This window comes from Thalassobaculum sp. OXR-137 (genome assembly GCF_034377285.1).
GTDB lineage: Bacteria > Pseudomonadota > Alphaproteobacteria > Thalassobaculales > Thalassobaculaceae > Thalassobaculum.
Genome location: NZ_CP139715.1, coordinates 2,911,903 through 2,938,902 on the forward strand (window position 1 = coordinate 2,911,903; position 27,000 = coordinate 2,938,902).

At 66.4% G+C, this 27,000-nt stretch carries 20 protein-coding genes and 1 tRNA gene; 6 read left to right on the top strand and 15 right to left on the bottom strand.

Annotation, left to right across the window (positions count from 1 at the left end):
• The first annotated feature begins 138 nt into the window (after positions 1-138).
• The 3 genes from T8K17_RS13785 (at position 139) to T8K17_RS13795 (ending at position 2,108) form a co-directional block, all read left to right on the top strand.
• Positions 139-315 carry a hypothetical protein gene (locus T8K17_RS13785; RefSeq protein WP_322330307.1) on the top strand — a complete coding sequence of 59 codons (177 nt, stop codon included), beginning with the start codon at positions 139-141 and terminating at the stop codon, positions 313-315.
• Positions 312-1,748: a hypothetical protein gene (locus T8K17_RS13790; protein ID WP_322330308.1), complete on the top strand. Its 1,437-nt coding sequence runs from the start codon at positions 312-314 to the stop codon at positions 1,746-1,748. The genes T8K17_RS13785 and T8K17_RS13790 overlap by 4 nt, the downstream gene beginning before the upstream one ends.
• Positions 1,749-2,033: 285 nt before the next feature.
• Positions 2,034-2,108, top strand: a tRNA-Val gene (locus tag T8K17_RS13795).
• A gap of 535 nt (positions 2,109-2,643) precedes the next feature.
• On the opposite strand, the gene T8K17_RS13800 is transcribed toward T8K17_RS13795, so the two are convergent.
• Entirely contained in the window at positions 2,644-7,932 is a 5,289-nt protein-coding gene (locus T8K17_RS13800; RefSeq protein ID WP_322330309.1) for a DUF4347 domain-containing protein, read from the bottom strand.
• Between the two features lie 460 nt (positions 7,933-8,392).
• On the opposite strand from T8K17_RS13800, the gene T8K17_RS13805 reads away from it, so the two are divergent.
• On the top strand, positions 8,393-10,471 hold the full coding sequence (locus T8K17_RS13805) for a tetratricopeptide repeat-containing glycosyltransferase family protein (RefSeq protein WP_322330310.1): 2,079 nt from the start codon (positions 8,393-8,395) through the stop codon (positions 10,469-10,471).
• Between the two features lie 18 nt (positions 10,472-10,489).
• On the opposite strand, the gene T8K17_RS13810 is transcribed toward T8K17_RS13805, so the two are convergent.
• Genes T8K17_RS13810 through T8K17_RS13835 form a run of 6 tightly spaced genes read right to left on the bottom strand, consistent with a single transcriptional unit; the run spans position 10,490 to position 14,898 of the window.
• The gene (locus T8K17_RS13810; protein ID WP_322330311.1) at positions 10,490-11,230 is read right to left on the bottom strand and encodes an acylneuraminate cytidylyltransferase family protein; all 741 of its coding nucleotides are present in this window, start codon (positions 11,228-11,230) and stop codon (positions 10,490-10,492) included.
• On the bottom strand, positions 11,227-11,904 hold the full coding sequence (locus T8K17_RS13815) for an NTP transferase domain-containing protein (protein ID WP_322330312.1): 678 nt from the start codon (positions 11,902-11,904) through the stop codon (positions 11,227-11,229). The genes T8K17_RS13810 and T8K17_RS13815 overlap by 4 nt, the downstream gene beginning before the upstream one ends.
• Complete coding sequence (locus tag T8K17_RS13820; RefSeq protein WP_322330313.1) at positions 11,901-12,587, bottom strand: glycosyltransferase family A protein; 687 nt, start codon at positions 12,585-12,587, stop codon at positions 11,901-11,903. The genes T8K17_RS13815 and T8K17_RS13820 overlap by 4 nt, the downstream gene beginning before the upstream one ends.
• Positions 12,584-13,078, bottom strand: coding sequence for a hypothetical protein (locus tag T8K17_RS13825; protein WP_322330314.1), 495 nt, complete (start codon positions 13,076-13,078; stop codon positions 12,584-12,586). The genes T8K17_RS13820 and T8K17_RS13825 overlap by 4 nt, the downstream gene beginning before the upstream one ends.
• A 14-nt stretch (positions 13,079-13,092) precedes the next feature.
• A complete protein-coding gene (locus T8K17_RS13830) occupies positions 13,093-13,965 on the bottom strand; it encodes a shikimate dehydrogenase (RefSeq protein ID WP_322330315.1) in 873 nt (290 codons plus the stop codon).
• Positions 13,966-13,974: 9 nt separating this feature from the next.
• A complete protein-coding gene (locus T8K17_RS13835) occupies positions 13,975-14,898 on the bottom strand; it encodes a hypothetical protein (RefSeq protein WP_322330316.1) in 924 nt (307 codons plus the stop codon).
• Positions 14,899-15,121: 223 nt separating this feature from the next.
• Here T8K17_RS13835 and T8K17_RS13840 point away from each other — a divergent pair, with 223 nt between their 5' ends.
• Positions 15,122-16,135 (top strand): hypothetical protein, encoded by a 1,014-nt coding sequence (locus T8K17_RS13840; protein ID WP_322330317.1) that lies wholly within the window; start codon positions 15,122-15,124, stop codon positions 16,133-16,135.
• 175 nt (positions 16,136-16,310) lie between these two features.
• Positions 16,311-17,375 (top strand): Gfo/Idh/MocA family oxidoreductase, encoded by a 1,065-nt coding sequence (locus T8K17_RS13845; RefSeq protein WP_322330318.1) that lies wholly within the window; start codon positions 16,311-16,313, stop codon positions 17,373-17,375.
• Between the two features lie 19 nt (positions 17,376-17,394).
• Here the strand turns inward: T8K17_RS13845 and T8K17_RS13850 are convergent, their stop codons facing one another.
• The 8 genes from T8K17_RS13850 to glpD form a co-directional block, all read right to left on the bottom strand.
• Positions 17,395-19,200, bottom strand: coding sequence for an FAD-binding oxidoreductase (locus T8K17_RS13850; protein ID WP_322330319.1), 1,806 nt, complete (start codon positions 19,198-19,200; stop codon positions 17,395-17,397).
• Between the two features lie 142 nt (positions 19,201-19,342).
• Positions 19,343-21,004, bottom strand: coding sequence for an ABC transporter substrate-binding protein (locus T8K17_RS13855; protein ID WP_322330320.1), 1,662 nt, complete (start codon positions 21,002-21,004; stop codon positions 19,343-19,345).
• Positions 21,005-21,182: 178 nt separating this feature from the next.
• The gene (locus T8K17_RS13860) at positions 21,183-21,548 is read right to left on the bottom strand and encodes a DUF2160 domain-containing protein (protein WP_322330321.1); all 366 of its coding nucleotides are present in this window, start codon (positions 21,546-21,548) and stop codon (positions 21,183-21,185) included.
• A 2-nt stretch (positions 21,549-21,550) separates the two neighbouring features.
• A complete protein-coding gene (locus tag T8K17_RS13865) occupies positions 21,551-22,348 on the bottom strand; it encodes a carbohydrate ABC transporter permease (RefSeq protein WP_322330322.1) in 798 nt (265 codons plus the stop codon).
• Positions 22,345-23,235, bottom strand: coding sequence for a sugar ABC transporter permease (locus T8K17_RS13870; protein WP_322330323.1), 891 nt, complete (start codon positions 23,233-23,235; stop codon positions 22,345-22,347). The genes T8K17_RS13865 and T8K17_RS13870 overlap by 4 nt, the downstream gene beginning before the upstream one ends.
• Positions 23,232-24,341, bottom strand: a complete 1,110-nt coding sequence (locus T8K17_RS13875) for an ABC transporter ATP-binding protein (protein WP_322330324.1) — start codon at positions 24,339-24,341, stop codon at positions 23,232-23,234. Before T8K17_RS13875 ends, T8K17_RS13870 begins: the two co-directional genes overlap by 4 nt.
• Before the next feature lie 9 nt (positions 24,342-24,350).
• Positions 24,351-25,442: an ABC transporter ATP-binding protein gene (locus T8K17_RS13880; protein WP_322330325.1), complete on the bottom strand. Its 1,092-nt coding sequence runs from the start codon at positions 25,440-25,442 to the stop codon at positions 24,351-24,353.
• Between the two features lie 25 nt (positions 25,443-25,467).
• Positions 25,468-27,000, bottom strand: coding sequence for a glycerol-3-phosphate dehydrogenase (glpD, locus tag T8K17_RS13885; protein WP_322330326.1), 1,533 nt, complete (start codon positions 26,998-27,000; stop codon positions 25,468-25,470).

Below are 27,000 nucleotides of genomic sequence, written 5' to 3' on the forward strand. Positions count from 1 at the left end.
GTCACTGGTGGGCATCTCTTCTGGCGAGGGACTTGGCGGGGCGTGATCAGCTCCCCGCTGGTGTCGGGCAGGGACGAAACTTCTGGTCGGATCGACCAAGGTGTTCGGGACTTGAGCGACACAGCAGAGGATCTCGCCATGACCACGTACATTAAAGTTGGCATCCCGGATGACGCCGCCGAACGGCTCCGGGCAGATGCCAGCCGGGCACATAGATCGATGGCCAACTGGGCAGGTGCGATCCTGCTGGACCACCTGACGGCAGAGGGCGAGCCTCAGCCGACCGTCCTGGACGCGTGCGGTGCTCCAGCATGAACCAGTTTCAGCAGCTCATGGCCGACCTTGGTGCCTCCTACCGGCGCGAGCTGACGATGCACCGCCGCTACATGCGAAGCGGCCGCCACACAGTCACCAAGGACGAGGCGGAAGGCGAGATCCGGGACGCTGCAATGGCGCGCGTCCTTGACGCCGTTGCAGCCTTCGAGGGGAAGGAGGCCGTCCACATTATGCCAGAGGAGGTAGCCGACCTTCAGTCGGCCGGGTTCAAGGTCAGCACCAATCCGGTGTCGGGCGTGCTCGATGTGGATGACCCCGTTGCGGAGCACGGCCGCAACGGGGATACCGATCTCGCGTTCGTCACTCCGGGCATGGTCCACCACCTGCTGCGACAGGGTGGCGCCGGGACCACCAATCCGACCACCGGGCTGCGTGAGTTCTATTCCGACAGTGGCGAAGCGGCTGCCGATGGCATGGGCGGCGACACGGGAGGTGCCTACGGCGGCGGGGAGAGCGGGGACACTGGTGATGCCTCAGCATCAGGTGATGGCATCGGTGGCGACGATGGCGGCGCGTACGGGGGCGGGAATACCCCTGGCGGTGAGAATACCGGAGGCTCCGGCACCAGCATGGGGGCTGCTGTCACGGAAGACCCTGACTTCTATGGCGAGGAGGTCAACGGCATCAACAACAACCCGGCCCAGACCAATAACCCGAACGCCGACCCCATCGGGGCGGCGGATCTCGGTGCGGCCATCGACAAGGCGAGAAGTCAGAACCCCGGCCTGATGGCTCGCGCCCAGTCATACGGCGTGGACATCGCTGATCTGGTGGACCGGAACAGGACGGGGACCAACCCGAATATGACCGGCATCGCCGCTGACGTCGGGATGACAACCGAGGCTCGGCACGCTCACAACCCGACCAAGGAGCAGCGAGACCTCAACAGGACCACCCAGAAGGGATTTGCCGGGCAGAACCCCGGCGTGGTGTCGGGCATGAATGCGGCCATGGGCGTCATGGGCATGGCGGTCCCTGGCGTCAGCATGGTCAGCGCAGTGTGCAACATGGTCAACGCCGCCGTGGGACAGCCGACCGTGGGCTTCTCGGGGCTGGCTGCAGGCCTGGGCGTCGATGTGGGGAGCCTGAGTGGGCTGGCCGCTGATCTCGGCATCGACGTCGGGGAGGTGGGCCTGAACCTCGGTGAGATCTCGGCGGATGTGATGGGGGCGATCTCCAGCATCATGGGTTCCGAAGTCGGGAAGGATGCCGGCGCAACGGGTGGTGACAACGCGCCCGGCGATGGTCACGAGGCGGCCAGCGGTGCTGACGGGTCCATCGCAGACAACCCCAGCACAAGCCCAGATGCCGATGTCTCGGATGTGGAGCTGTCGAAGCTCGCGATGGCCTTGATGGCGCTGATTGATGGGCGCCCAGGGGCTACCGGGACGCCGCTGGATTGGCGGCTTTAGGGGGCAATCAACCGGGAAATCCTGTCACAGTTACTGTCACAGTTGGGTGGTTTCGGGGCGGGGAAACGCGAAAATTGCTGCTCACGGTGAGCGCCGCTGGCCGGCGCGTCGGCTCAGCGCGAGGAGGACGGGCGGTCACGAAATGAGGGATTGGCGAAAGAGGGGTGTCCTGCTAACTTGCTGAAAGTAATGGTTTTCAGAGAGTTTCAGACCAGCCGCACACGGAATTCCCGTCAGTGCCGCCGCCGACCGGCCCCTTGCGGGGGCCTCCGAACTCGGCACAGTGGGCGCGTAGCTCAGCGGGAGAGCACTACGTTGACATCGTAGGGGTCGCTGGTTCAATCCCAGCCGCGCCCACCACTTAAGTGGTAGGTTTTCATTCAATAAATTGTTAAGGCGACGAACCCCTCCGAGCGGCAAATCTAGAGCCGCTCTTTTGTTGGGTTTTTCATGCGGATCGGGCGCGGAGCGAGGACGGAACTGAGCTCCGTCCGGCCTTACCCGACCACCCCCAAGCGCCTTTGCGGTCCAAATAAGCGCTGTCCGAAAATCGCGTTCCGGCCGGACCGGGCATGCAATTGGCCGCACCGCGACCTCGGCCGCTATCCGCGCGCGGTCTCTGAACAGCCGGCCTGGATCGGCTACGGTCTGCGCCACCGGTTGGAATGGGTTACAGCGGCCGATTGCATCAACCGCCGTCCCACGGGCCTAATAGCGGACATCCGGTCTGCACGAGAGCCGCCGCCGGCAGAACGACCGATGGCGGTCGAGACACCGTTCGCCTTCGGTGTCCTGACCCACCCGATCGCCCCCACCGCACTCCTGGTCGGCGGCTCCGCTTTAACGAGGCCGCCATCGCCCTTGAAAACTGTCCTCGCTCGTCTCTTCGTCGGGGTCAGAAGAAGCCGAAATGGCTCTCCGTCAGGTCGGAGGTGTGGACACCGATCAGGCGGACGTATTGGCCGCCCAGGTCGATTTCGACGTCCCCATCCGCATTGTCGCTGGCCCGGGCGATGACGTCGGCCGCACTGGTGATGGCCTGGCCGTTGACATTGAGCGCGATCATCAGCCGGTCGCCCTCGGCCAGATTGAAGTCGGCGACCACGTCGAAGCCGTTGAGGTCCTCGATATAGATCAGGTCGGCTCCGGCACCGGTATAGATCCAGTCGATGCCCTCGCCGCCGTAGAACGCGTCGTTCCCGGCGCCGCCCTCCAGCACGTCGAACGACCCGTCATTGGCGCCGTCCTCGCTGGAGCGCCCGCCATACAGGGTATCGTCCCCGTCGCCGCCCTTCAGCGTGTCGGCGCCATTGCCGCCCCAGAGGGCGTCGTTGCCGTCATTGCCGTACACAATATCCTGATGCTGGCCGCCATACACGGTGTCGTTGTCCTGGCCGCCATAGAGCGTGTCGTTGCCCATGTTGCCGTAGACCACGTCGGCCGCCTGGTTGCCGTAGACGACGTCCTGGTCGGCGCCGCCATAGACCGTGTCTTCCTCGGTGCCGCCGAACACCCGGTCGTTGTCCTGGTTGCCGTAGAGGATGTCCTTGCCGCTGCCGGAGCCGATCGTGTCCGCCCCAGCGCCGCCATACAGAGTGTCGTTGCCGACACCGAGCGAGATGAACTGGCTGTTCTCGTCGCCGGTGACGAAGTTGTCGCCATTGCCGCCGGTCACCGTGCTCGACCCCATGATCGAGGCGAACTCGATGTTGTCGAGCTGCAGGGTGCTGCCGGAAGGCAGGGAGCGCAGGTCGATCACGAAGGCCTCGGACTGGGTGGAGCCGTCCGTTGCCGTGCTGCCGGTGATGACGATCGGACTGCTCAACGAGCTTGACGTCGTCGTCGGAACGATCGTGCGGATGTCCAACGTGGTTGTCGTCGACAGCCTGTTGAGGAAGGTGTTGGCCTCGGTCGTCAGCTGGGTGGTGGACCCGGAGTTCCGCGCACTGATGGCCTCGGTCAGGGTCTGCTGCGACGTCGAACCGGCAGTCGCCGTCGCCGGACCCGACGAGGTGATGGAAACCGACGCCGGCAGGGTCGCCGTGACGACGTTGCTGTTGTTGCCGGTGTTCTGGACGATCGCGGCACTGCCGGAGGTGGATCCGTTGTTGGTGATCGTTCGGCTGCCACCGGTCAAATCCGCCGGCGTGCTGTCGGTCACCACCACGGTTCCTCCGCTTCCGCCGGAGGATCCGCCGCCGCCGCCATCGCCCCCGCCTGTCGCCGGTGCGACGAGGGTGAGTGTCGTGTTGCCCCCCGTGACCGTCGCGCTGAACGTCCCGCTCGCCGAGGTGATGCCCGTGAGCGTGGTAGCGACGCTGCCGCTGATGTCGATCGTGCCGGTGGCGGCCGTACCGTTCAAGGCCGACAGGTCCTTGCCGGTGACGACGATGCTGTCGCCCACCGCGAAGTCCGAGATCGTGTCGCCGTTGAAGTCTGCCGCACTGCCGGTGAAGGTGTCGGCCCCGGCGCCGCCAGCCAGCGTGTCGAACTCGCCCCCGCCGTTGAGAACGTCGTTGCCGGCACCGCCGGAAAGTGAGTCCGAGCCGGTCCCGCCGGAAAGCACGTCGTTCCCGTCGCCGCCACGCAGAACGTCGTTGTCGGCCCCGGCCCGCAGAACGTCATCGCCGGTTCCGCCACTGAGATGGTCGGCACCGTTGCCGGCGATGAAGGTGTCGTTGCCGGCACCGCCCGAGAGCGTATCCACGCCGGCGCCACCGGATAGCTCGTCATTACCGGCACCGCCCAGGACCATGTCGGCGCCGCTACCGCCTTTCAGGGTGTCGTCGCCGCTACCGCCGGTCATGGAGAAAGTGCCGTTGGTCTCGGCCGACCCGTCCCAGTTGATGGCGGACGTGTTGGTCGAGCCGTTGACCGTCATGGTCTGTCCCGACGCCACCGTCCCATCGTTGGTCGTGATCGACTGCGCGCCGGCGGTGATGTTGACGGTTTCGACATTGGTCAGCGTCGTCGCGCCGAGCGTGACGGTCTGCGCCGCCGAGATGTTCAGGGTGTCCGTTCCGGCAAGACCGTCGATGGTATCGCCCGCGTTCAGGACGTTGGCCGCGTTGGCCGTCAGAACGTCGTTGCCGGTGTCCAGCGTCGGGTTGTCGGCGCCGGTGGTCAGGGTGAAGGAGACCGGCGGCGCGGTCAGCGTGATGGTGGTGTTGCCGCCCGAGAGAACCGCCGAGAAGACGCCGCTGGCACCGGTGATGCCGGTCAGATTCAGGGTGCCGGCCCCGGTTGCGATGGTCGCCGCCGCCGACTGGCCGTTCAGCGCCGTCAGGTCGGCACCGGTCACGACGATGCTCTCGCCGACGGCAAGATCGGTGATCGTATCGCCGGCCAGTTCGGCTGCGCTGCCGGTGAAGACATCGGTTTCCGAGCCGCCGGTGAGGTTGTCGGCCCCGGCACCGCCGCTCATCGTGTCGGCGCCGGCACCGCCATTCAGGGTGTCTGACCCAGCACCGCCGACCAGCACCTGGTTCCCGGCCGAGCCGGTGACCACCAGATTGGCCGTACCAGGTGCCGTCAGGGTGCCGGTAAAGGCCGCCCGCTGGGCCGCCGTCATGGTGACGTCGCCGGTACCGGTCAGGGTCAGGTTCTCGAAATTCGAGACCGTGGCACCGGAGATGTTGCCGCCCGCCGCGATGGTCAGCGTATCCGTGCCGCCCTGTCCGTCGATCGTCCCGGTCGCCGTCAGGCTGCCGACATTGATCGTATCGTTGCCGGTCGATCCGCTCACCGTCTGTCCGGCCGCGCTTAGTGACAGGCTGTTGGCGGCATCGAGCTGGTACTGCTCGATATCCGCGTCTGCGGTCAGCCCATCGGTCGCCGTGGTGATGATGATCTTGTTGGTGCCGGAGCCGGTGATGGCCGTGAAGGCGTCGTGTTGGGCCTCGGTCATGGTGACCGTGGCCCCGCTGGCGACATCCAGCGTGCCGATGGCGGCGATCGTGCCGCCGGCGACGTTGGCGTTGTTGGCGAGTGTCAGCGTATCGCCGGTGGTCGCCTCGCCGGTCAGGGTGCCGGTGTAGGTCACGCCGCCGAGGCTGAAATTGATCGCGTCGGTCGTCGAGGTTGCGGTGACGCTGGCGCCGGCCTGGCCAATGGTGATGAGCCGGGCGTTCGTGCTGTCGTCGCCGACGGAGAAGCTCTCGATATTCGCCAGGGTGGTGACGGCGCCGTCGCCCGTGATGGTGAGGGTCTCGGATCCGGCGGCGGTGACCGTGCCGGAGAATTGCGCCAGCTGCGACGTCGCCATGGTCACGGTGGCGCCGCTGGCGAGCGTCAGGTTCTCGAAATTGCTGACGGTGGCGCCGGCGATGCTGCCGCCATTGCCGATCGTCAGGGTGTCGGTATCGCCTTGGCCGTTCAGCGTTCCCGTCGCGGTCAAGGTCCCGACATTGACCGTGTCCGCCCCGCTGCTGCCGGCGAGGTTCTGGGCGGCCGCGCCCAGGGTAAAGTCGATTCCGCCGGCGCCGAGCGTGTAGCTCTCCACAACCGCGTTACCGGTCGTGGCGGTGTCGCCGCCGGTTGCCGAGAGGGTGATGCTTTCCGTACCGGCCGCCGTCACTGTACCGGTGAACCCATCGTGCTGGGCCACCGTCATGGTGACCGCCGCACCGCTCTCCAGGGTCAGGTTCTCGAAATTCGAGACCGTGGCGCTGGCGATATTGTCGCCGGTGTCCAGGATCAGCGTGTCGGAGCCGCCGGTACCGCCGTTCAGGATGCCGGACAGAGTGTCGACCGCAGCATCCGACTTCACCGTCTGGTTGGCGCCGTCGCTGCCGGTGACGTTCTGGCCGGCGGCCTGAAGGGTGAGGGTATAGGCCCCGTTCAGCGCATAGGTCTCGATGTTGGCGCTGGCGAGAACCTGACCGTCGCCATCGACGGTCGTCAGCGTGATGGTCTCGGTGCCGGTGTTGCCGTTGATCGTGGTGAAGGCGTCGTGCTGAGCCTCCGACATCGTGACGGTGGCATTCGCCGCCAGGGTCAGGGTCTCGAAGCTGGTCAGCGTGAAACCGGCCGTCGTCAGATCGCTGCCGTTGGCCAGCACGATCGTGTCGGTGCCCGCCCCGCCATTCGCCACGGATGTGCTGGTGATGTGGCTGGCATCGGCGATGGTGAGCGTATCGTCCGCACCGGCGAAGGTGGAGGCCGGGTTGAGGTTGGTGCCGTTGGTGGTGTTGAATCCCGTGGCGGTCGTGCTGGCCGAAATACTTGTAACGGCGGGCGTGAAGTTGATGTTGTCGATCCCGACCCGCCAGTCGGTGGCGCCGGCATACGAGACGGTAAAGCTGGTGATACCGGTCCAATCGACGGGAGTAAGGGTGGCGATCGCACCGACGATGGATGCGCTGTTGTCGGCGAGTACCAAGGCGGTTCCGGTATTCGGCGTGAAGACATAGTTGGCTCCAGCGGAGAGATTAGTGAACTCCCCGATCTGGAACTGCGTGATGTTCACCGCGCTGCCGAAGGTGAGCGTGTAGGTGGCCGTGTTGCCGATGGTGCCGGGAGTCAGGAAACCGGAGCTGACGTTCAACGAGATACCGTCACTCCTGACGACATCGATGGTGGTTCCGGACTCGTTCGTCGTCAGCGTGTTGACGGTGTTGATCGTCGTGACGATGCCGAATGTCGCTATTGCCAGAACCGCCGGGTAGGCGGCTTGAGCATCCGCGCTAAAGGCGAGAGCGCCTCGTGCGGGGATGCTCCAGCCGCCGCCCAGGGACGCCGCGCCCACAAGGCCGTCGGAAGCAGCGACGGGCCGGTCCAGCGCCGTCGACAGGGCGGCGACAAAACGCGCGCCGATCGCGCCCTCGGCCACCGAGCAGCCGTACAGCACGATCTCGGCGTCATCGGACAAGGAAGCGCGGATCGCGTCGGTCAGCGCCGGGCGCGCAGCCAGGACCGCAGCGTCGATCCGTTCGCCGGACAGGTACAGGGCGCCAGGAGCTCCGTGTGACAGAATGTGAAGGGCCGCGACGTTGCGCAGGCCTGCCAGGGTCAGGGCGATCGTGGCGATCGGGTCGCCCTGCTCGGGAAGATGCACGACCTCGACATGCGGGCGCAGCCCGGCGACTAGCGTGGAAACGCTGTCGATGCCGTAGTCGACGAAAAGAATTTCCGACGTTTCGCTGGCAGTGGCGCTCGACCGGCTGCTCAGGGTCGTGGTCGTCATCATACACTCCTTCTTCACGACTTGAGGGCTACTCAAAAGCGCCCGGCCGGACCCGGCCTTAATGCCCTGCAAGGGACCCCAAACACGGTCTCTCGCCGAATGGACAAAATCAGCGTTAAATTTTTCTTAACTTGCGGATATTTATACAGGGTAACCCTTAAGATGCCCTTAAGGTGCTGCTCTAATTTATATCTCCCGCGCGGAAAGGCCTACCAACCTCCAGGGGTATTCGCGTTGCGTCCAAATCACACGTTAGGTTGCAGGGGGCTGCAGCGAAGGTTGACGCCGACGTCATGCCGGCCGTTTGTTCAATACTCGCGTGCGCCGTCGGCATGCCGGAGGCATCGAAAGACGACAGGACAATGACGAAGGTGTATCGAGTCACCTTCAGGATTCAGCCGTCGAGACGTCCGTGACGCTCCTCGGCTCATTCAGGCATTCTTATCGTGGGTCATCTGTCTTGAGTCAGGCCTCGCTATCCCTTCTGCAGGAAGGAATTTCGCGCCAGCGCGCCGGATTTCCCGGCCGTGCGGCCCGGCTTTACCGCCGCATCCCGCCCGACGATCCGCACTACCCCGAGGCACTCAGCCTGTTGTGCACGCTGAGCCTCGAGGAAGGCCGCACACAGGAGGCGGAGGATCTCTTTGAACGCTCGATCCGCGCCAATCCCGAAACCGCCGCGCCCTGGAGCAACCTTGGGGTCGTCGCGGGTCGTTTAGGAAAAACCGGGACCGCCATCGCCTGTCACCGTCGGTCGATCGTCCTGTCGCCGGAGCAGACCGACAGCGTCATCGGCTTGGCCAGACTTGCGTCCGACTCCACCCGACAGGTCCTGCTCAGACGGGCTCTGGCGGTGTCACCGCTCGACGCGACTGCGAACCGGGAAATCGGCGAGGAAATGGTCGCGCGTGAGAATTTCTCCGCGGCGATCGAGTGGTTCCGCCGGCTCCTCGCGGCACATCCGGAGGCAGCCGCGACGTGGTTCAGTCTGGGCAATGCGCTGCGTGACCTGAAGCGTACCGTCGACGCGGAGCGGCTGTATCGGCGCACTCTGTGTCTCGTGCCCGGCAGCGGCAACGTGCAGAACAACTTGGGGCTCCTGGCCTATGTACAGGGCGACTGGGCTGCCGCCGAAGCGTGGTTCCGGTCCGCCAGTCGCGGCGATCCCCGATTGGCGGCCGGGTGGTCCAACCGGGCGCGTGCGTTGCAGAAGCTGGAGCGGGACGCCGATGCGATCCAGCCCTACAAGCGTGGCCTGTTGATCGATCCGACCGACCTCTCGGCCTATTGCGAGATCGCGGGGTTGCTGGAGGTCGAGCGCTGGGCCAGGCGCGCCATGGCGCTCGATCCGGTCTCGCCCAAGCCGTACAACCGGATGGCACTGCTCTCGACGAAGAACGAGGGGCGTGCCGGCGTCCTGACGTGGTTGCGTCGCGGCGCCGTGGCCAGGCCGAACGATCCGGATGCCTGGTACAACATTGGCGTCGAACTCAGCCGCGCCGGCGATCCGGCAGGGGCGGTCACCTACGGCACCTACGCGATCCGGGTCAGCGACGCCCATGCTCGAGCCCATCTCAATACCGCCCTGGCCCTGCTGGCCCTCGAGCGGTTCCAGGAAGGGTGGCGGGCGCACACCCGTCGCCTGGAAACGTCGGAAGGTGCCGCCCTCCGGCGGTTCTTCGGCATTCCGGAATGGAACGGCGAGGCCATCGCCGGCCGGCACCTGCTGGTGTGGGGCGAACAGGGCATCGGCGACGAGGTTCAGTTCCTGACCCTGGCCCCGCATCTGCAGCGGCTTGGCGCCCGGCTGACGATCCTGACCGAAGAGCGGCTGCGCCCGATCGCCCGGCGCAGCTTCCCGGACGCGGCGGTGCCGGATGTCGGCCCGCCGACCGGCCGGACGGAGGACCACCACGGGGCCGACCTGCACCTGGCCATGGGCGATCTGCCGGAGCGTCTGAACCTGTTCTGCGGCGGCGAGGCGGCGCCGGAGCCCTGGATCGTCCCCGATGCCGACCGGGCCGCCGCGTTGCGGTCGCACCTGCAGTCCCGGCACCCCGGCAAGCGGCTGGTTGGGATCACCTGGCGGTCGATCGCGCCGAAGACCGGCGGCCGTCGCACGATCGCGCCCTCCTTGTGGCGTGATGTCCTGGCCGTGCCGGGGGTGGCGGTGGTGTCTCTGCAATACGGCGCCGGTCCGGAGGACATGGTGGCGTTCGAGGCCGAGGCCGGTGCCCCGATCGACGGCAGTCACGGTATCGACCCGATGCAGGATCTCGACGGGCTGGCGGCCCTGGTTGCCGCGATGGATCTGGTGGTCTGTCCGGCCAACAACACCGTGCATTTCGCCGGCGCCCTGGCAAAGCCGTGCTGGACCCTGCTGCCGACCCGACCGGACTGGCGCTGGGGCCTCACCCGGTCTGATTCGCTCTGGTATCCGCACACCGCGGTTTACCGGCAGGAGAGGGACGACGACTGGTCGCCTGTCATGCAGCGGGTCGCCAGCGAGCTGGAAAGCTGGCGGCGGCAAGACACCTGACGGCCGCCGTCGCGTGTCTTAATCCATCTCGTGGGTCTCGAACCACTCCAGCGCCTTTTCCGCCAGGTAGAAGTCGAACGGATCGTGGATGTCGATCCCGGCGGCGGTGCTGTCGATCGGAATGATCTCTGCATGGTCGCCGGTCCGTCGCCCGGCACGGATCAGGGCCGCGCGCAGGGCCGAGGCGAGGCCGGTATCCTCCCGGTACAGCGGCGTCCGGGTCTGGCGCGGGCCGTAGACCCCCATCCAGTCGTAGACCCGTTTCCAGGAGCCGTCGGGCTGCTGGGTCCAGAAGTTCTTGTGGGTCTTGTTGGCGACGAAACAGGAATCCAGGGCGCGGTTGCGCTTCACCGTCTCCACCGCCTGGGCGATCCACGCCGGCTTGCGGAAAATGTCGGTCGGCTGCAGGAACACCACGATGCCGAACGGACCGTCCAACGCCTCCGCCCGGGTCAGGGCGTCGGTCAGCACCGGCTCCGTCGGCGTGAGGTCCTGGGCCAGCGCGCCGTCACGCAGGAACGGCGTCCAGGCCCCGGCCTCTTCGGCGGCGGCCCGGATCGCCTCGTCGTCGGTGGTCACCAGCACCCGGTCGCAGACCCCGCTCTCGATGGCGTGGCGGACCGAATGGGCGATCAGCGGCCTGCCGGCGAGCGGCCTGATGTTCTTGCTCGGCAGGCCCTTGGAGCCGCCGCGCGCCGGGATCAGCGCGATGACCCGGTCGTTGTCGCCGGTGGTGTCCGGGCGCAGGTCGGTGGTCATCGGGCGATCTCCTCCATCCTGATCAGCGTGTCGGCCAGGGCCTCGGCGGCGGCGAAACTCTGGTCATCGCGCACATCGGCCAGTGCCCAGGCGTGTTCCAGCACCTCGAATCCGACGGCATCGCCGAGCCGCCGATTCTTGCGGATCAGGCTCGCCCGGACGGCGAGGGCCAGGCCGACCATCTCCTGGAAATACTCGGCGTCCTGGCCGTCGCGCCCCTCGTCCAGGGCCAGGATCTCGCCATCGGATGTCCGTCGCCAGAGGTTGGCGGTGAAGCGGCGCACGCAGACCACGCTGTCGAGATGGTCCCGGGCACAGAGATTTTCCGCGGTGCGCCGGATCAGGCCGCGCGGCCGAAACGGATGGGTCGGCTCAACGATCACCACGATCTCCGCCCCATATTCTTCCACCACATCCGCCACCGCCTGGGTATAGCCCCGGGCGGTTCGGGCATGGGCGGTTATCCGGCCACCATACTGCCCGACCGAGTTGCGGATGGCGTCGTCGTCGGTGGTGACGACGATGGGGGAGGCGGGTAGGTCGGCCGCGGCGCTGTCCAGGGTGCGCCAGAGGCTGGAGCGGCCGCGGATCGGCGTGAGCAGGCGCGGCGTGCTGGGCGCCGCCGACAGCACGGGAATGACGACCAGAGGGGTAGGTTGCGCGGACGCGGTCACGGGATCGGCCTCCCGGTCCGGATCACCTCGATGACCTCGGCCACCCGCTTGGCGCGGCCCTCGTCGCGGCCCTGGTGGATGCCATGGTGGTGATAGGCGCGCATGCCCGGCTCATAGACGATGTCGTGTCCGGCGGCGATCATCCGCTTGCCCCATTCCCGATCCTCGACGCCGCGGATCTTCTCGTCGAACGGTTCGTCGTGCCAGATCGACTTGCGGATCGCGGAATTGGCATTGTGGAAGAAGTAGTCGATCCGCTGGGTCACCCGTTCGTCGCGGAAGGTGGTCCACAGATCGCGCCGGTCGATGGCACTGGTCTCGGGCAGCGGTTCCTGCCGGCCGTAGATGCCGCAGGTACTGGCGTTTCCTTCAGGCCCCAGATGGGCATAGGCATAATCGGCCCAGAGCTCGTCCACCGGCACGCAATGGGAGGAGAGCAGGCACACGGTCTCATGCCTCGCCGCGTCGATGCCGATGTTCAGCGCCCGGCCATAGGAGAACTCCTCGCGGGCGATACTGCGCAGGGTGCAGCCATGGGCCTCGGCGCATTCCACCGTCCCGTCGGTGGAATCGTTGTCCACCAGGACGACGTCGATATCGGGCAGCCGTTGATGCCGCAGGGCGGTGAGGCAGCGCCCGATCCAATGCCGCTCGTTCTTCGCCCGCAACACGACGCTGATCACAGTACGTTCCCCCTGCGTCCGGTTTCGGTCCGGTCCTCCGACAGAGTGCCGAAATCGACGGCCGCTCCCTCGGCCATGTCATAGAGGGCGGTGCGGCCGATCATCCGGTCGCGCATCTCCGCCCCCACGCCGGAGCCGCCGACAGTTTCGGCGATATCGCTCTCGGCCAGTGACTCACCTTCCTTAAGGGCGCGGGTGGTGACCAGGGTGCGCCGGCCCGCGCGCAGCAGGTCGAGGCGCGCCACCGCGGAGGGTCTGAACAGCAGGTCGCCGGGCAACGCGGACCGTCGCAGCCGCTCGAAGCTCGCATAATCGGTGGTCAGAAAGGCGACCCGGAGTCCCTCGGCCAGCATGGGCAACGGGCCCAGATGGTCAGCCGGGATGACGGCGTCGTAGCGCGCGGCGACGGCCTCCAGCGGGTCGCCGGTGGTCTCGTCCACCGTCTCCAGCGACAGATCCGGCGCGTCGGCGTTGAGGAGAATGCGCTTCATCTCGGCCCGCCCGATCACGCTGCCCGCATCGCCTCGCGGATCCGCTCGACCGGCAGCGCGCCGGGCAGGGCCTTGCCGAAGGCGATCACCGCCTGGTCCAGGTTCATGCCCAGCCCGTCGTCTGTGGCGTGGCCCAGCGCCTGGGCCGCCGCCAGCAGCGGGGTCGGGCTCGGCTGGTAGATCACATCGTAGACGGCCGCACCTTCCGGCAGTGCCGCCAGCAGGTTCTCCGGCACCGGCGAGCCCTCGGGGCCGTCGGGATGGCCGACTGTCGTGGCATTGACCAGAAGGTCAGTCGCCTCCAGCACTTCCGGCGACAGCGGATAGTCGACGGCGACGGCGCCGAGCTTCTGGGACGCGGCGTCCGCCGTCGCCCGGGTCCGGTTGGCGACGGTGAGGGAGGCGGTCCGGCCTGCGAGATAGGCGGCCACCGCCAAACCTGCCCCACCGAGGCCGATCAGCGTCGCCCGCTTGGTCTTCAGCACGTCGGCGCCGCCCACCAGGATCTCGATCTGCGACAGGGCACCGGCCCCGTCGGTATTGGCGCCGACCAGGGCATCGCCGTCCCGGTAGATCGCGTTGACCGCGCCGATCCGCGCCGCTTCCGGTTCCAGGCGGTCGAGGAAGGCTCCCACGGCCTGCTTGTGCGGCACGGCGACCGCCCCGCCGACGAAGCGCGGGTCGGCCTTCAGGGCGGCGACGACGGCGCCGAGATGGTCCGGTGTCGTGTCCATCGGATACATCATGGCGTCGATCCCCGCCACCTTGAACGCCGCGTTCCACAGCAGCGGCGAGCGCGCGCCCTTGGACGGGGTGGCGCCGAGGATGGCGGCGTACTGCGCGGTGGTGATCTCGATCCGGTTGTCGATCGGGCCGGCGAAGGTCATGGCGGGATCCTACGCGTCGACGGTGCGGCCGATCGCCTGGGCCACCGGGCGGCAGGCCTTCATGATGTCGTCGAACTGCTCCAGGCTGGAGCATTGCAACGGATCGACGGCGGCGTTCTTCGGGTCGGGATGCACCTCCAGCATTAGCCCGTCGGCGCCGGCGGCGATGGAGGCCAGCATCATCGACTTCACCCAGGGCTGCCAGAACGTCGCGTGTGACGGGTCGCTCATGATCGGCAGGTGGCAGACCTCCTGGCAGGCCGGGATGACCTGCAGGTCGAGCAGGAAACGCGAGGTGTCGCGGTGGGTGTGGTTCGACACCACCCCGCGCTCGCACAGCACGATCTTCGGGTCCTGCCCGAGCCGGTCATGTTCCAGCGCGATGTATTCCGCCGCCATCAGCCAGTCGCGCAGGCTGGATCCGTAGCCGCGCTTCAGCATCACCGGCATGCCGGTCTTCCCGACCTCGGTCAGCAGCGGATAGTTCTGCATGTTGCGGGTGCCGATCTGCAGCATGTCGCAATGGGCGGCGACCACCTCGATCTTGGAGATCTCCATCACCTCGGTGACGATCGGCAGGCCGGTCTCCTGCTTGGCGACCTGCAGCCATTTCAGCCCGTCCTCGCGCGGCTCGAAGAATTTCGGCGAGCGGTAGGGGAAGGTCAGCGGCTTGAACGCGCCGCCGCGCAGCATGTGGGCGCCGGCCTTCTTCACGCCGATCGCGGTCTTCACGATCAGCTCCTCGTTCTCCACCGTGTTCGGCCCGGCCAGGACCGGCACCAGGTCGCCGCCGAACTCGATCCCGGCGACGGTGAATCTGGTTCGGTGATCCGGGCTCTTCTTGGCGACCAGCGGGATCTTGTTCTCGATGTCGTCCCGGCTCAGATCCTTGCCGGGGAACTTGTTATCGACGCCCTGATTGGAGCCGGTCATGGCGTTTTCCTCGTTGCTTGACGTTCTTCTTTGGCGGCGAGCATGCGGGTTTCGACCGCCTCGCGATATGCTTTTCCAATCCGTAGCATAACAGGATGCCGGCCGACGACTGAGAGGCGAGGCCAATCGCGGGCGCCGTGAATTTTCATTGACGACACTCCCCACCGCTTGGAGAACCCATGGAGAGCAACGCGGTGCGCGAGAGCGACTGGATGACTCCCGGATGAGCAGCGATACCGCCACCCCGCCCGCCTTCACCCCGGCGCTGTTCGCGATCTACGATCTCTCGGTCAGCCCGGTGACCTTCGACGTGATGAACTTCTTCGTCCTCGCGAACCTGTGGGCGATGCGGGCCGGGGCGGCCGGGTACCATGTGATCTTCACCGCAGGGCCGGGGGGCCAGTTCCGCGACCTGACCCCCAAGGACAAGAGCCTGGATACCGACGAGAAGATCTGGCGCCTGCGCCACATCATGGCCACCCATGCCCACATCGCCAAGCGATGCCTGGGCGTCTCCCTCTACGACCGGCGGGACGATTTCGGGCAGATGCTGCGGGCGATCCATCCCAGTCAGCTCTTCCCGCCCGGCTATACCCAGAGCGATCCGAAGATTCCGTTCATGCTGGCGGACCTGTTCGCTCAGAACCCCACCGCGGAGGAGCTGGACACCTTCGCGCCGCACCCGTCGGCCACGCGCAAGGTGGATGCCTGGCTTGAGCGCTACGCGCCCCGGGGGCGGCCGGTGTCCCTGACGCTGCGGAGCTCGACCATCGAGACCCGGCGCAATTCGAATACGCCGGACTGGCTGGAAGCTGCCGCCCGGATCCGGGCGCGTGGGTTCGATCCGATTGTCCTGCCGGATACCGATCTTGTCACCGCCGGCCTGGATCTCGGCGCCTTCGGCGATATTCCGTCCTATCCGCTGGGCGCGATCGACTTGGAACTTCGCGCAGCACTCTATAGCCGCTGTCTGATCAACCTGGCGGACAACGGCGGGCCGGCCTTCATCAACTATTTCATGGCGGATTCCAGTGCCGTCTGCTTCCTGCCGGTCGAGAAGCTCCCGGAGGCGGTGACCTTCCACGGACGCGGTCTGGACCGGATGGCGGAACTGCTGGGGGTGGCGCCCTATGAGAGCTTTCCCGGTGCCACACCGGCGCGCCGGTTCATCTGGAAGCCGGATACCCTGGACAACATCATGGACGCCTTCGATGCGGCCGTGGAATTCCTCGGCTGAAGCAGGGCGGCCGGCAGCGCCGTTTCCGCTGTGATGGCCCGTCCCATCATTTGAAAACCGCCGCCAAGGGTTCGGGCTGGTTTCGCTCTCCTGCCAGGCAAAAGTCGACAGAACGGCCGAATCACCGAATCCTCTGCGACTCGGAAGTCGAACCGGCGGGTGAGAGGGCAAGATCATGAGCAGGCGCTTCAAGGTGGCGGTGCTGGGGTGTGGCCGCGTGTCGAGCCGCTACAGGGATGTCCTGGCTGAGGAACTGGCGGATCGCGTCGAGGTGGTCGGCGCCTGCGACCGGCAACGGGACCGCGCCGAGAGTTTCGTGGCCGTCACCGGCGGCGCCGCGGTCGGCGACATGGATGCCCTGGTCGCGCTGAAGCCCGACTTGGTCTGCATTCTCACCGAGTCGGGTAACCATGCCCGCGACGCGCTGACCCTGTTGGAGCGCGGCTGCAACGTCCTGATCGAGAAGCCGGTGGCACTACGGCTCGACGAGGCGGAGAAGATCCGCGACACCGCGGCGGCGGCCGGTCTCATGGCGGCCGTGGTGAAGCAGAACCGCTACAATCCCGCCATGCGCTTCGTTCGCGGGAAGGTCGATTCCGGCGCCTTCGGCCGGCTGATCGCCGCCGAGGTCCGGGTCCATTGGTGTCGGTACCAGGACTATTACGAGGACGGGTGGCACGGCACCTGGAAGATGGATGGCGGCGTGCTGGCCCAGCAGGCGATCCACCATCTCGACGCGCTGCAATGGCTGGGCGGGCCGATCGCCCGGGTCTGCGCCGTCGGCAAGGCTCTGGTAAACCGGCTGGAGGCCGAGGACACCGCCGCCGCAGTGGTGGAGTTCGAGTCGGGTGCCGTCGGCACCATCGTGGCGACCACGGCTGCCCGCGACCGTGATTTCGAGGCGTCGGTCCAACTCGTCGGCGAACGGGCCCGGGCGAAGGTCGGCGGTTCCGCCCTGAATCGGCTGGAGAACTGGTTCTGCGTCGATCGGGATCCTTTGGAGACGGATGTGGAACTGCGCCACAGCCAGGAAGTGCCGAGCAGCTACGGCCTGGGCCACGGACCGCTCCTGGCCGATGTGCTCGATGCCATCGAGGCGGGGAGCCCGCCGCCGGTGACCGTGGACTCGGCGATGATGTCCCTGCGGCTCATGCACGCCCTGTACGCCAGCATGGAGACCGGCGGCTGGGTCGATCTGGCGAAGATCCCGGTTTCGGATCGGCTCGGCCTGGGCGGTTGAAACCGCGGCGGGCGTCAGGTCAGCCGTCATCTCCCCGCAGACGCACGAAACCGTCCTTGCTCCAATACTCGCTGCCGACCTGGTGGTGGCCCGTGAAGAGACCTTCGGGGTCGTAGCGGTTCTTGATCGCCAGCAGCCGGGGATAATTGTCGCCCCAGGCCGCCGACTGCCAGTCGGTCTCGTGGAAGTTCATCTCGGCGGAATAGGACCCGGTTTCAGGTTCAATGGCGCGGAACCGGTCGTAGACACCCTTGATCCGGCCGGACTTGATCCGCATGGCTGCCTCGTCCAGCTCGTGTCCCTCGACGCCGTCAAAGACGTGCTGTTCGGCCCCAGCCACCAGCAGCAGCGCGAAGGCGTCCAGTACCGAGGGATGGACCGGCGTGTCGCGCGCGTCCGCCAGGCGATCCTCGCCGGCGCCGGCCAATCCCTTCTGGAAGTGGAGCGCGAAGCGGATCAGCTTGGCCGCATCAATGATGGTGTCGGCCAGTGTGGTGGATTTCGGGGCGTCCAGCAGGCTCTGTGACAGCCAGGCCGACTCGTAGCCGGCCCAGAACACGTTGGTCTCGCCATTGTCGCCGTTCCAGAAATAGCGGGTGCCGGCGTTGCTGGATGCCCGATCGATCTCGATCACCCCGGGCCGTTCCTTGACCCAGTAGTCGAGGTCCCACCAGTGCCGCGCCGGCGCGTCGAAAAGGACGAGGTCGTCGGTGAGGCCGTAGCCGTCGGAGGCGGCGAGATCGAGCACCGGCGCCCAGATCCGTCTCACCTCGTCCAGCGGCAGGTCGATGAAGGTCATCTTGACGAACATGCGATGGTCGGGGGCGAAATGCACCTGCTCGCCCCATGCCGGGCTCACCAGATTGTCCCGGGCGACGGCGATGAACGCCTCGACCAGAGTACGGAACGCCTTTTCGTCCCGGGCCTGGACGCCGAAGCCGATGAAGCCGAAGCGGTCGGGCAGGTCGCGGGTCGCCAGGGTCAGGCGCGTGGTGATGCCCCAGCCGGCACCGCCGCCTTTCAGGGCCCAATACAGGTCGCTGTTCTGGTAGGCGTTGGCGATGAGGACCTCGCCGCTGGCCACCACGATCTCGGCTTCCAGCAGGTTCGCCGCCGTCATGCCGCCGAATTTCGAGAAATGGCCGAACCCGCCGCTCTGGGCATGGCCTCCGACCCCGACGGACGTGCACCCGCCGCCCTGAACGTAGCGGCCGCCCTTCACCACCACCTCGCCGTAGAGCGAGATGAACTTCTCGCCCGACGCGACGCTCACCGCCGGCACGCCGGCACCGGTGCCGCCCTGGGGGACGAAGCTGTCGTGCAACTCGATCCCCGTCAGGTCCCGGGTCCAGACCAGCAGGCTGTCCGGCGCGTTGGACTGACCGTAGTAGGAGTGCCCGCCGCCCTTGATCACCAGGCGCAGATTGTGTTCGCGGGCGAATTTGACCAGTTCGGCGACGTCCTGCGCATTCTTCGGGATGCCGACCTTTGCCGACTGCGCGCTCTTCCAGCCGTCGAGCCATCCCTGGGACTGGGTGGAGCCGGAGAAGTCCTGGAGATAGAACGGGTTCACCAGCTTCTGCAGGACCGTGTCGGTGACCTTGCCGCCGTTCTCTTCGAGCAGGGCGTCGAAAGCGGAGCGGGAGTCCTCCAGCGCGCCGTCGAGACGGTCGGCCAACGCCTGCCACTCCCGCACCGTGGGCCAGTTCACGTCGCTCGGCCGGACCCGGGCAGCGCCCCCGCTCGCAGCGAAGCCGACAGACGCCGGCCAGAGCGCCGACAGGCCGGTCGATCCAAGGAGACGGAGAACGGTTCTACGCAGCATCGGCACCTCCAGGCAGATCAGTTTAGCGCAAAGTCATGATAGGAACTTTTCGCGCGCGGCGCCGCAATCGATGAGGCCGCTTTCAAAAAGAAAGCGCCGGAACCCTAGGGCCCCGGCGCCTGTCTTGCTGCTGTAGATACTCTTACTGCCAGCGCTTGACGATCTCTTCGTACGGGATCGTCTCGCCCTTCGGCTTCTCATTGTCGAGCTTGGCCTTCGGGCCGTCCGGCTTGCCCAGCCATTCCGAGGGATCCTTCGCCTCGTTCAGCCGCGGACCGCAGCCGCCATAGACGTTGCTCGACTCGTCCGCCCGCTGCATGCGGGCCATGATCGTGTCCATCTCGCCGGCGAGACGGTCCATGGCCTCCTGCGGGGTGAAGGCGCCGGAGTTGACGTCACCGATCTGCTGCCACCAGAGCTGGGCCAGCTTCGGATAGTCCGGCACGTTGATCCCGGTCGGCGACCAGCGGACCCGGTCCGGCGAGCGGTAGAACTCGATCAGACCGCCCAGATTCGGCGCGCGCTCCGTGAAGCTCTCATGCCGCACCGTGCTGTCGCGGATGAAGGTCAGTCCCACATGGCTCTTTCGGACATCCACGGTCTTCGACACCGCGAACTGGGCGTAGAGCCAGGCGGCCTGGGCACGGTCGCTCGGAGTCGACTTCAGGAACGTCCAGGACCCGGCGTCCTGGTATCCGACCTTCTGCCCTTCCTGCCAGTACGGGCCGTGCGGCGACGGCGCCATCCGCCAGAGCGGCTTGCCGCTGTCGTCCACGGTGTTGTTGCCCTCGGATTTCGGGGCCACCATCGACGCGGTGAAGGCGGTGTACCAGAAGATCTGCTGGGCGACGTTGCCCTGGCTCAAGGCCGGGAGCGACTGGTAGAAGTCGTAGCTGGCCGCACCCGGAGGGGCGTAGGCGCGCAGCCACTCGTCCCACTTGCGGATCGCGTAGACGGCGGCTGGGCCGTTGGTGGCGCCGCCGCGGCTGACGCTGGCACCCGCCGGGTTGCAGGACCCGGACTCCATGCGGATACCCCACTCGTCGATCGGGACGCCGTTCGGTTCGCCCGGCGAGCCGGCGCCGGCCATGGACAGCCAGGCGTCGGTCATGCGCCAGCCGAGATCCGGCGCGCGCTTGCCGTAGTCCATGTGGCCGTAGATCCGGACGCCGTCGATCTCCTTGACGTGCACGCTGAAGAACTCGGCGATGTCCTCATAGGCCGACCAGTTCACCGGCACGCCGAGATCGTAGCCGTAGCGCTCCTTGAACTGATCCTGGAGGTCCTTGCGGTCGAACCAGTCCTTGCGGAACCAGTAGAGGTTGGCGAACTGCTGGTCCGGCAGCTGGTAGAGCTTGCCGTCCGGTCCGGTGGTGAAGCTGATCCCCATGAAATCGTCGAGATCGAGCATCGGGTTGGTGGCCGCCTTCCAGTCGCCGGCCATCTGGTCGGAAAGATTGTAGGCGAGCTGCAGACGCGAATGCGTTCCGATCAGGTCGGAGTCGTTGATGTAGCCGTCGTAGAGATTGCGGCGGGTCTGCATCTGGGTCTGGACCGCCTGCACCACCTCGCCCTCGCCGAGCAGCTGGTGGTTCACCTTGATGCCGGTGATCTCCTCGAACGCCTTGGTCAGGACTTCCGACTCATAGGTATGGGTCGGGATCGTTTCGGAGAGGACGTTGATCTCCATGCCCCGGAACGGCTCCGCGGCCTTGATGAACCACTCCATTTCCTTCAGCTGATCCGCCCGGCTCAGGACGGATTGCTGGAATTCGTCGTCGATCCACTTCTCCGCGGCGGCCATGTCTGCGAATGCCTGGCCTCCCCAAAGAAGTCCGCTGGCAGCCAAACCTGCTATCAGAGACTTTCTCATTGGTTTCCTCCTATGAGGTTCCTTGTCCCGGCCGGGGCCGGGGTGATCCGCACGCTTTCCGCGTGCCTTTACGTCTTCGTCCGGAGACCCCCGTGCGAAGCCGATTTCGTCAGACCCATTTCGCCACCGCCGCCGCCCAGAACAGGGCGATGATCGAGGCCCACCAGAGCGGGCCGGTGAACAGGGCGAGCCAGGCCAGATGGATGTAGGCGGCGCTCAGAAGCGAGATGAACAGCCGGTCGCCCCGGGTCGTGTTGATGCCCAGGATTCCGGGTTCCCGCGGATCGCCGCCCGGCCGCGCGATCTCCCAGATCGTCATGGTCAGCAGGGCGGCGGCGATGCAGGCGAAGAACAGGGCCGTCTGCCAGGTCCAGGCCATCCAGCCGAGAAACGAGACGCCCGTGGGGTCCGTGTTCTGGGCGAGTGCAAGCGTCGGAACCAGCGTCGCCAGGACGGTCGGAAGGATCCATCGCATGGTCAGACCCTCCCCATCGCGAAGCCCTTCGCGATGTAGTTGCGCACGAAATAGATGACGATGGCGCCCGGGATGATGGTCAGCACGCCGGCCGCCGCCAGCAGGCCGAGCTCGTATCCGGAGGTCGACGCCGTCTTGGTCATCACCGCGGCGATGGGCTTGGCCTGGACGGTGGTGAGCGTCTTCGCCAGCAGCATCTCCACCCAGGAGAACATGAAGCAGAAGAAGGCGGTCACGCCGATCCCCGACGCGATCAGCGGCATGAAGATCTTCACGAAGAACTTCGGGAAGGAGTAGCCGTCGATATAGGCGGTCTCGTCGATCTCCTTCGGCACGCCCGACATGAACCCTTCGAGGATCCAGACCGCCAGCGGGATGTTGAACAGGCAGTGGGCGAGCGCGACGGCCAGGGTCGTGTCCAGCAGTCCCATGGTCGAATAGAGCTGCAGGAACGGCAGGGCGAACACCGCCGGCGGCGCCATGCGGTTGGTCAGCAGCCAGAAGAACAGATGCTTGTCGCCGAGGAAGCGGTAGCGCGAGAAGGCGTAGGCCGCCGGCAGCGCCACGGCGACCGAGATCACCATGTTGATGACGACGTAGATGATCGAGTTGATGTAGCCGGAATACCAGGTCGGATCGGTGAATATCTTGACGTAGCTCTCGACCGTGAACTCCTGCGGAAACATCGAGAAGCCGCCGAGGATCTCGTTCGTCGTCTTGAACGACATGTTCAGCAGCCAGTAGATCGGCAGCATGAGGAAGAGGATGTAGAGCGTCGGGACGATCCAGCGTTTGCTCATCGTTTTCCTCCCTGCATGGTCAGCGTGTAGAACAGCCAGCTCACCAGGAGGATCATCAGGAAGTAGATGATGCTCATCGCCGCGGCATTGCCGAGGTCCTGCTGGCCGAGGGCGATCTTCACCAGATCGATGGACAGGAAGGTGGTCGAGTTGCCCGGACCGCCGCCGGTCAGAACCGATGGCTCGGTGTAGATCATGAAGCTGTCCATGAAGCGCAGCAGCACCGCGATCGTGAGCGTGTGCTTCATCTTCGGCAGCTGGATGTAGCGGAACACCGCCCAGGACGAGGCGCCGTCGATCCGCGCGGCCTGATAGTAGGCGTTGTCGATCGACTGCAGTCCGGCATAGGCCAGCAGCACCACCAGCGACGTCCAGTGCCAGACGTCCATCAGGATGACGGTGAACCAGGCGGCCACCGGTTCCTGGGTGTAGTCGAACCAGGGACCGCTCGCCGGGTCGTGGCCGAACAGCCCGGCGCCGGCGTTCAGCATGTAACCGAGGAACCCGATATCCGGCAGCGCGTAGATGTTCCACATGGCGCCGACAACGTTCCAGGGGATCAGCAGCGGCAGGGCCATCAGCACGAGGCAGACGGAGGCCCAGACGCCCGACCGCGGGATGGTGAGGGCGATGGCGATGCCGAGCGGGATCTCGATCGCCAGGATGGTGAAGGTGAAGCCGAGCTGGCGCAGCAGGGCGTTCTGGAACCGCTCGTCGGTCAGCGTGTCGGCGAACCACTGGACGCCGATGAAGGAGAACTCGCCGTAGAACTCCTCCTGAACCGAGAAGTTCACCACCGTCATCAGCGGGATGACCGCGTTCATTGCCACCAGGATCAGGACCGGCAGGACCATCCACCAGGCACGCTGGTTGAGCGTCTTGTTCATCCCCGGCCTCCCCGGTTCGCGGATTGCTCGCCGCTGCCGACGATCCAGCCGTTCGAATAGACGTGCACTGCGCCGGGCTCGAACAGGATCCGGTTGTGCCGGTCCGAGATGCTGGTGCCCTCCGGCGCGATCACGTTGACTTCCGTGCCGTTGAAGTCGGTCCGCACCACCAGATGCCGGCCCACATCCTCCACCCTGGTCACGCGCACCGGCAGGCCGTCCTCGCCGTCGGAGAGACGCACGAATTCCGGGCGGATTCCGATCTCCACACCATTGGTGCCGGGGCGGCCGACATCCCGGCCGAGCGGCACGCTGTGCCCGCCGACGAAGGCCGTGTCGCCATCGACATCGGCCGGCAGGACGTTCATCCCGGGCGAGCCGATGAAGAAGCCGACGAAGGTGTGTTCGGGCCGTTCGAACAGGTCGACGGGCGTTCCCAGCTGCACCACTTCGCCGTCGAGCATGACCACGACCTTGTCGGCGAAGGTCAGCGCCTCCGTCTGATCGTGGGTCACGTAGATCATCGTGTGCCCGAACTCGCGATGCAGGTTCTTCAGCTCGGTGCGCAGCTCCCACTTCATGTGCGGGTCGATCACCGTGAGCGGCTCGTCGAACAGGATCGCGGAGACGTCTTCGCGGACCATGCCGCGGCCGAGCGAGATCTTCTGCTTGGCGTCTGCGGTGAGCCCCTGGGCCCGGCGGTCCAGATCCGCGGTCAGACCGATCATCTCGGCGATCGTCTTGACCCGGCGGTCGACGTAATCCGGTTTTCCGCCGCGGTTGCGCAGCGGGAAGGCGAGGTTTTCGTAGACCGTCATGGTGTCGTAGACGACCGGGAACTGGAACACCTGCGCCACGTTGCGCGCCGCGGTGGACAGGCCGGTGACGTCCGTGTCGTCGAACAGGATCCGGCCCTGGGAGGGAACGAGGAGACCCGAGATGATGTTGAGCAGCGTGGTCTTGCCGCAGCCGGACGGCCCCAGCAGGGCATAGGCCTCGCCGTCCTGCCACACGTGGTCGATCGTCGGCTTGAGCTGATACTCGTCCCGGCTTTTCGGACTGCCGCCGTAGGAATGGGCGAGATTTGAGAGGGTGATCCTGGCCATGGCGCGCCGTCACCCCGCCTCTGCATAGGCCGCCGCGGCGGCGAGGCTTCCGTCGGGAGCGAAGACGTAGACATGGGCCGGATCGACATAGACCGTGCGATCCGTGTGATGCGCCAGGTCGTGCACGCCGTGAACCAGCGCGACCCAGCGCTCTCCGCCATGATCGACATGGACGAAGCTCTCCGAGCCGGCGATCTCGGTACCGGCGACCCGGCAGTCGAAGGCGAGTTCCCGGTCCGAGGTCTTGGCGATCTTGAGGTGATTGGCGCGGAAGCCGGCCAGATACGGACCGTCGGCCAGCCCCTGGAAGGACGGGAACTGGGAGGACAGGCGTCGGTCCTCGATCATCAGCTCTCCGCCGCTCTTGGACACGGAGACGAAGTTCATCGGCGGGTCGGAGAAGACGCGCGCGGTGGTCGCGTCCGTCGGCCGGCGATAGACCGACGGCGTGAGGCCGAACTGGGTGACCCGGCCTTCCCACAGGCAGGCGGTGTTGCCGCCGAGCAGCAGCGCCTCGTGGGGCTCGGTCGTCGCGTAGACGAAGATCGCTCCCGACTCCTCGAATATCCGGGGGATCTCGGCCCGCAGCTCCTCGCGCAGCTTGTAATCGAGATTGGCCAGCGGTTCGTCCAGCAGGACCAGGCCCGCATCCTTGACCAGGGCCCGTGCCAGGGCGCAGCGCTGCTGCTGGCCGCCGGACAGTTCCAGCGGCCGCCGGTCGAGCAGCTGCGCGTTCAGCTTCATCATCTCGGCGGCGGCGCGGACCTTGGCGTCGATTTCGCCCGAGCTCAGGCCCCGAATCCGCAGCGGCGAGGCGATGTTCTCGTAGACCGTCATGGACGGATAGTTGATGAACTGCTGATAGACCATCGCGACCTGGCGGTCCTGGACGCGCATTCCCGTCACGTCGCGTCCCTGCCAGAACACCCGTCCCTCCGTCGGCTGATCGAGGCCAGCCATCAGGCGCATCAAGGTGGTCTTGCCGGAGAGTGTGGGGCCCAGAAGGACGTTCATCGACCCGGACGCGAAGTCGAGCGTGGTCGGATGGATATGGGTGTCCAGCCCCACCGATTTCGAGACCGCTTCCAGCTTCAGTGACATGCGATCGGCCTTCCCGTCCTTTTCGTCACCCCGATCCCCGCACCTGCCGGCTTCCCGCCGCAGGCGAGGCCCGCATCCAGTCGTCCAACGCCCGGACCTGGTCCGGCGTCATCCGCAGACCGAGCTTCGTGCGCCGCCACACGATGTCGTCGGCACGGCGCGCCCATTCCTGCTCCATCAGCCAGCGGACTTCCGCCTCGCGGAGCGTCGCGCCGAAGTCGCGGCCGAGATCGGCGGCACTCGATGCATCGCCGAGCAGGCTGAAGACATCCGTGCCGTAGGTCCGAACCAGCCGGTTCGCCCAGGCCTCGTCGACAAAGGGGTATCGGTCGCGCAGGCGCGCGCTCAGGTCGCCGGCGCCGCCGAGGGGGAAGTCGCCGCCCGGTAATGCCGCAGACGCTGTCCAGGAGCCGCCCATATCCGGGAAGAAGGGGCGCAGCTTCTCCATTGCGGCCTCGGCCAGACGCCGGTAGGTGGTGATCTTGCCGCCGAAGACATTGAGCAGGGGGGCCGCACCGGACGGCCGCTCGACCTTCAGGACGTAGTCGCGGGTCGCCGCCGTCGCCGACTTGGCCCCGTCGTCGTAGAGCGGCCGCACGCCTGAATAGGTCCAGACCACGTCCTCCGGGCTCACCGGGTCGCGGAGATACTCGGAGACGGCGGAGCACAGGTATTCCGTCTCCTCCGGCGTGCAGACCGCGTCCGAGGGAGCGCCCTCATGGTCCCGGTCGGTCGTTCCGATCAGCGTGAACTCGTCCTCGTAGGGGATCGCGAAGATCACGCGGCCGTCGGCGTTCTGGAAGATGTAGGCCCGGTCGTGCTCGAACCGTTTGCGCACGACGATGTGGCTGCCGCGGACGAGGCGGATGCGGTCCTTGGTGTTGAGCCGCACGCAGGTGCCGATGATCTCGCCCACCCAGGGTCCGCCGGCATTCACCAGCGCTCGCGCCTGGATCGTCCGCGTTGCGCCGGTATCGAAGTCCCGGACCTCCAGGTGCCACAGTCCGTCGGACTGCTCTGCGGAAACGCATCGGGTGCGGACATTGATCGAGGCACCCTGCAGCGCCGCAGCGCGGGCGTTCAGGACGACGAGCCGGGAATCCTGCACCCAGCCGTCGGAATACTCGAAGCCGACGGTGAAGGACTCCTTGAGGGCGGCACCGATCGGGCTCGTCCGGAGATCCAGTCGCCGCGTGCCGGGCAGGCTCCGGCGTCGGCCGAGATGATCGTAGATGAACAGGCCGAGCCGCAGGACCCAGGCGGGCCGAAGTCCGCGGTGGTGCGGCAGGACGAACCGCATCGGCCAGGCGATGTGCGGCATGGCCTTCAGCAGAACCTCGCGTTCCTCCAAGGCCTCGCGCACGAGACGGAACTCGAGATACTCCAGATACCGGAGACCGCCGTGATAGAGCTTCGTGGAGGCAGAGGAAGTGCCCTGCGCGAGATCGCCCATCTCGCAGAGGAAGACGCTCAGGCCGCGGCCGGCGGCGTCGCGTGCGATCCCGCAGCCGTTAACGCCGCCACCGATGATGGCAATATCGACAGGCCGATCTGCCAA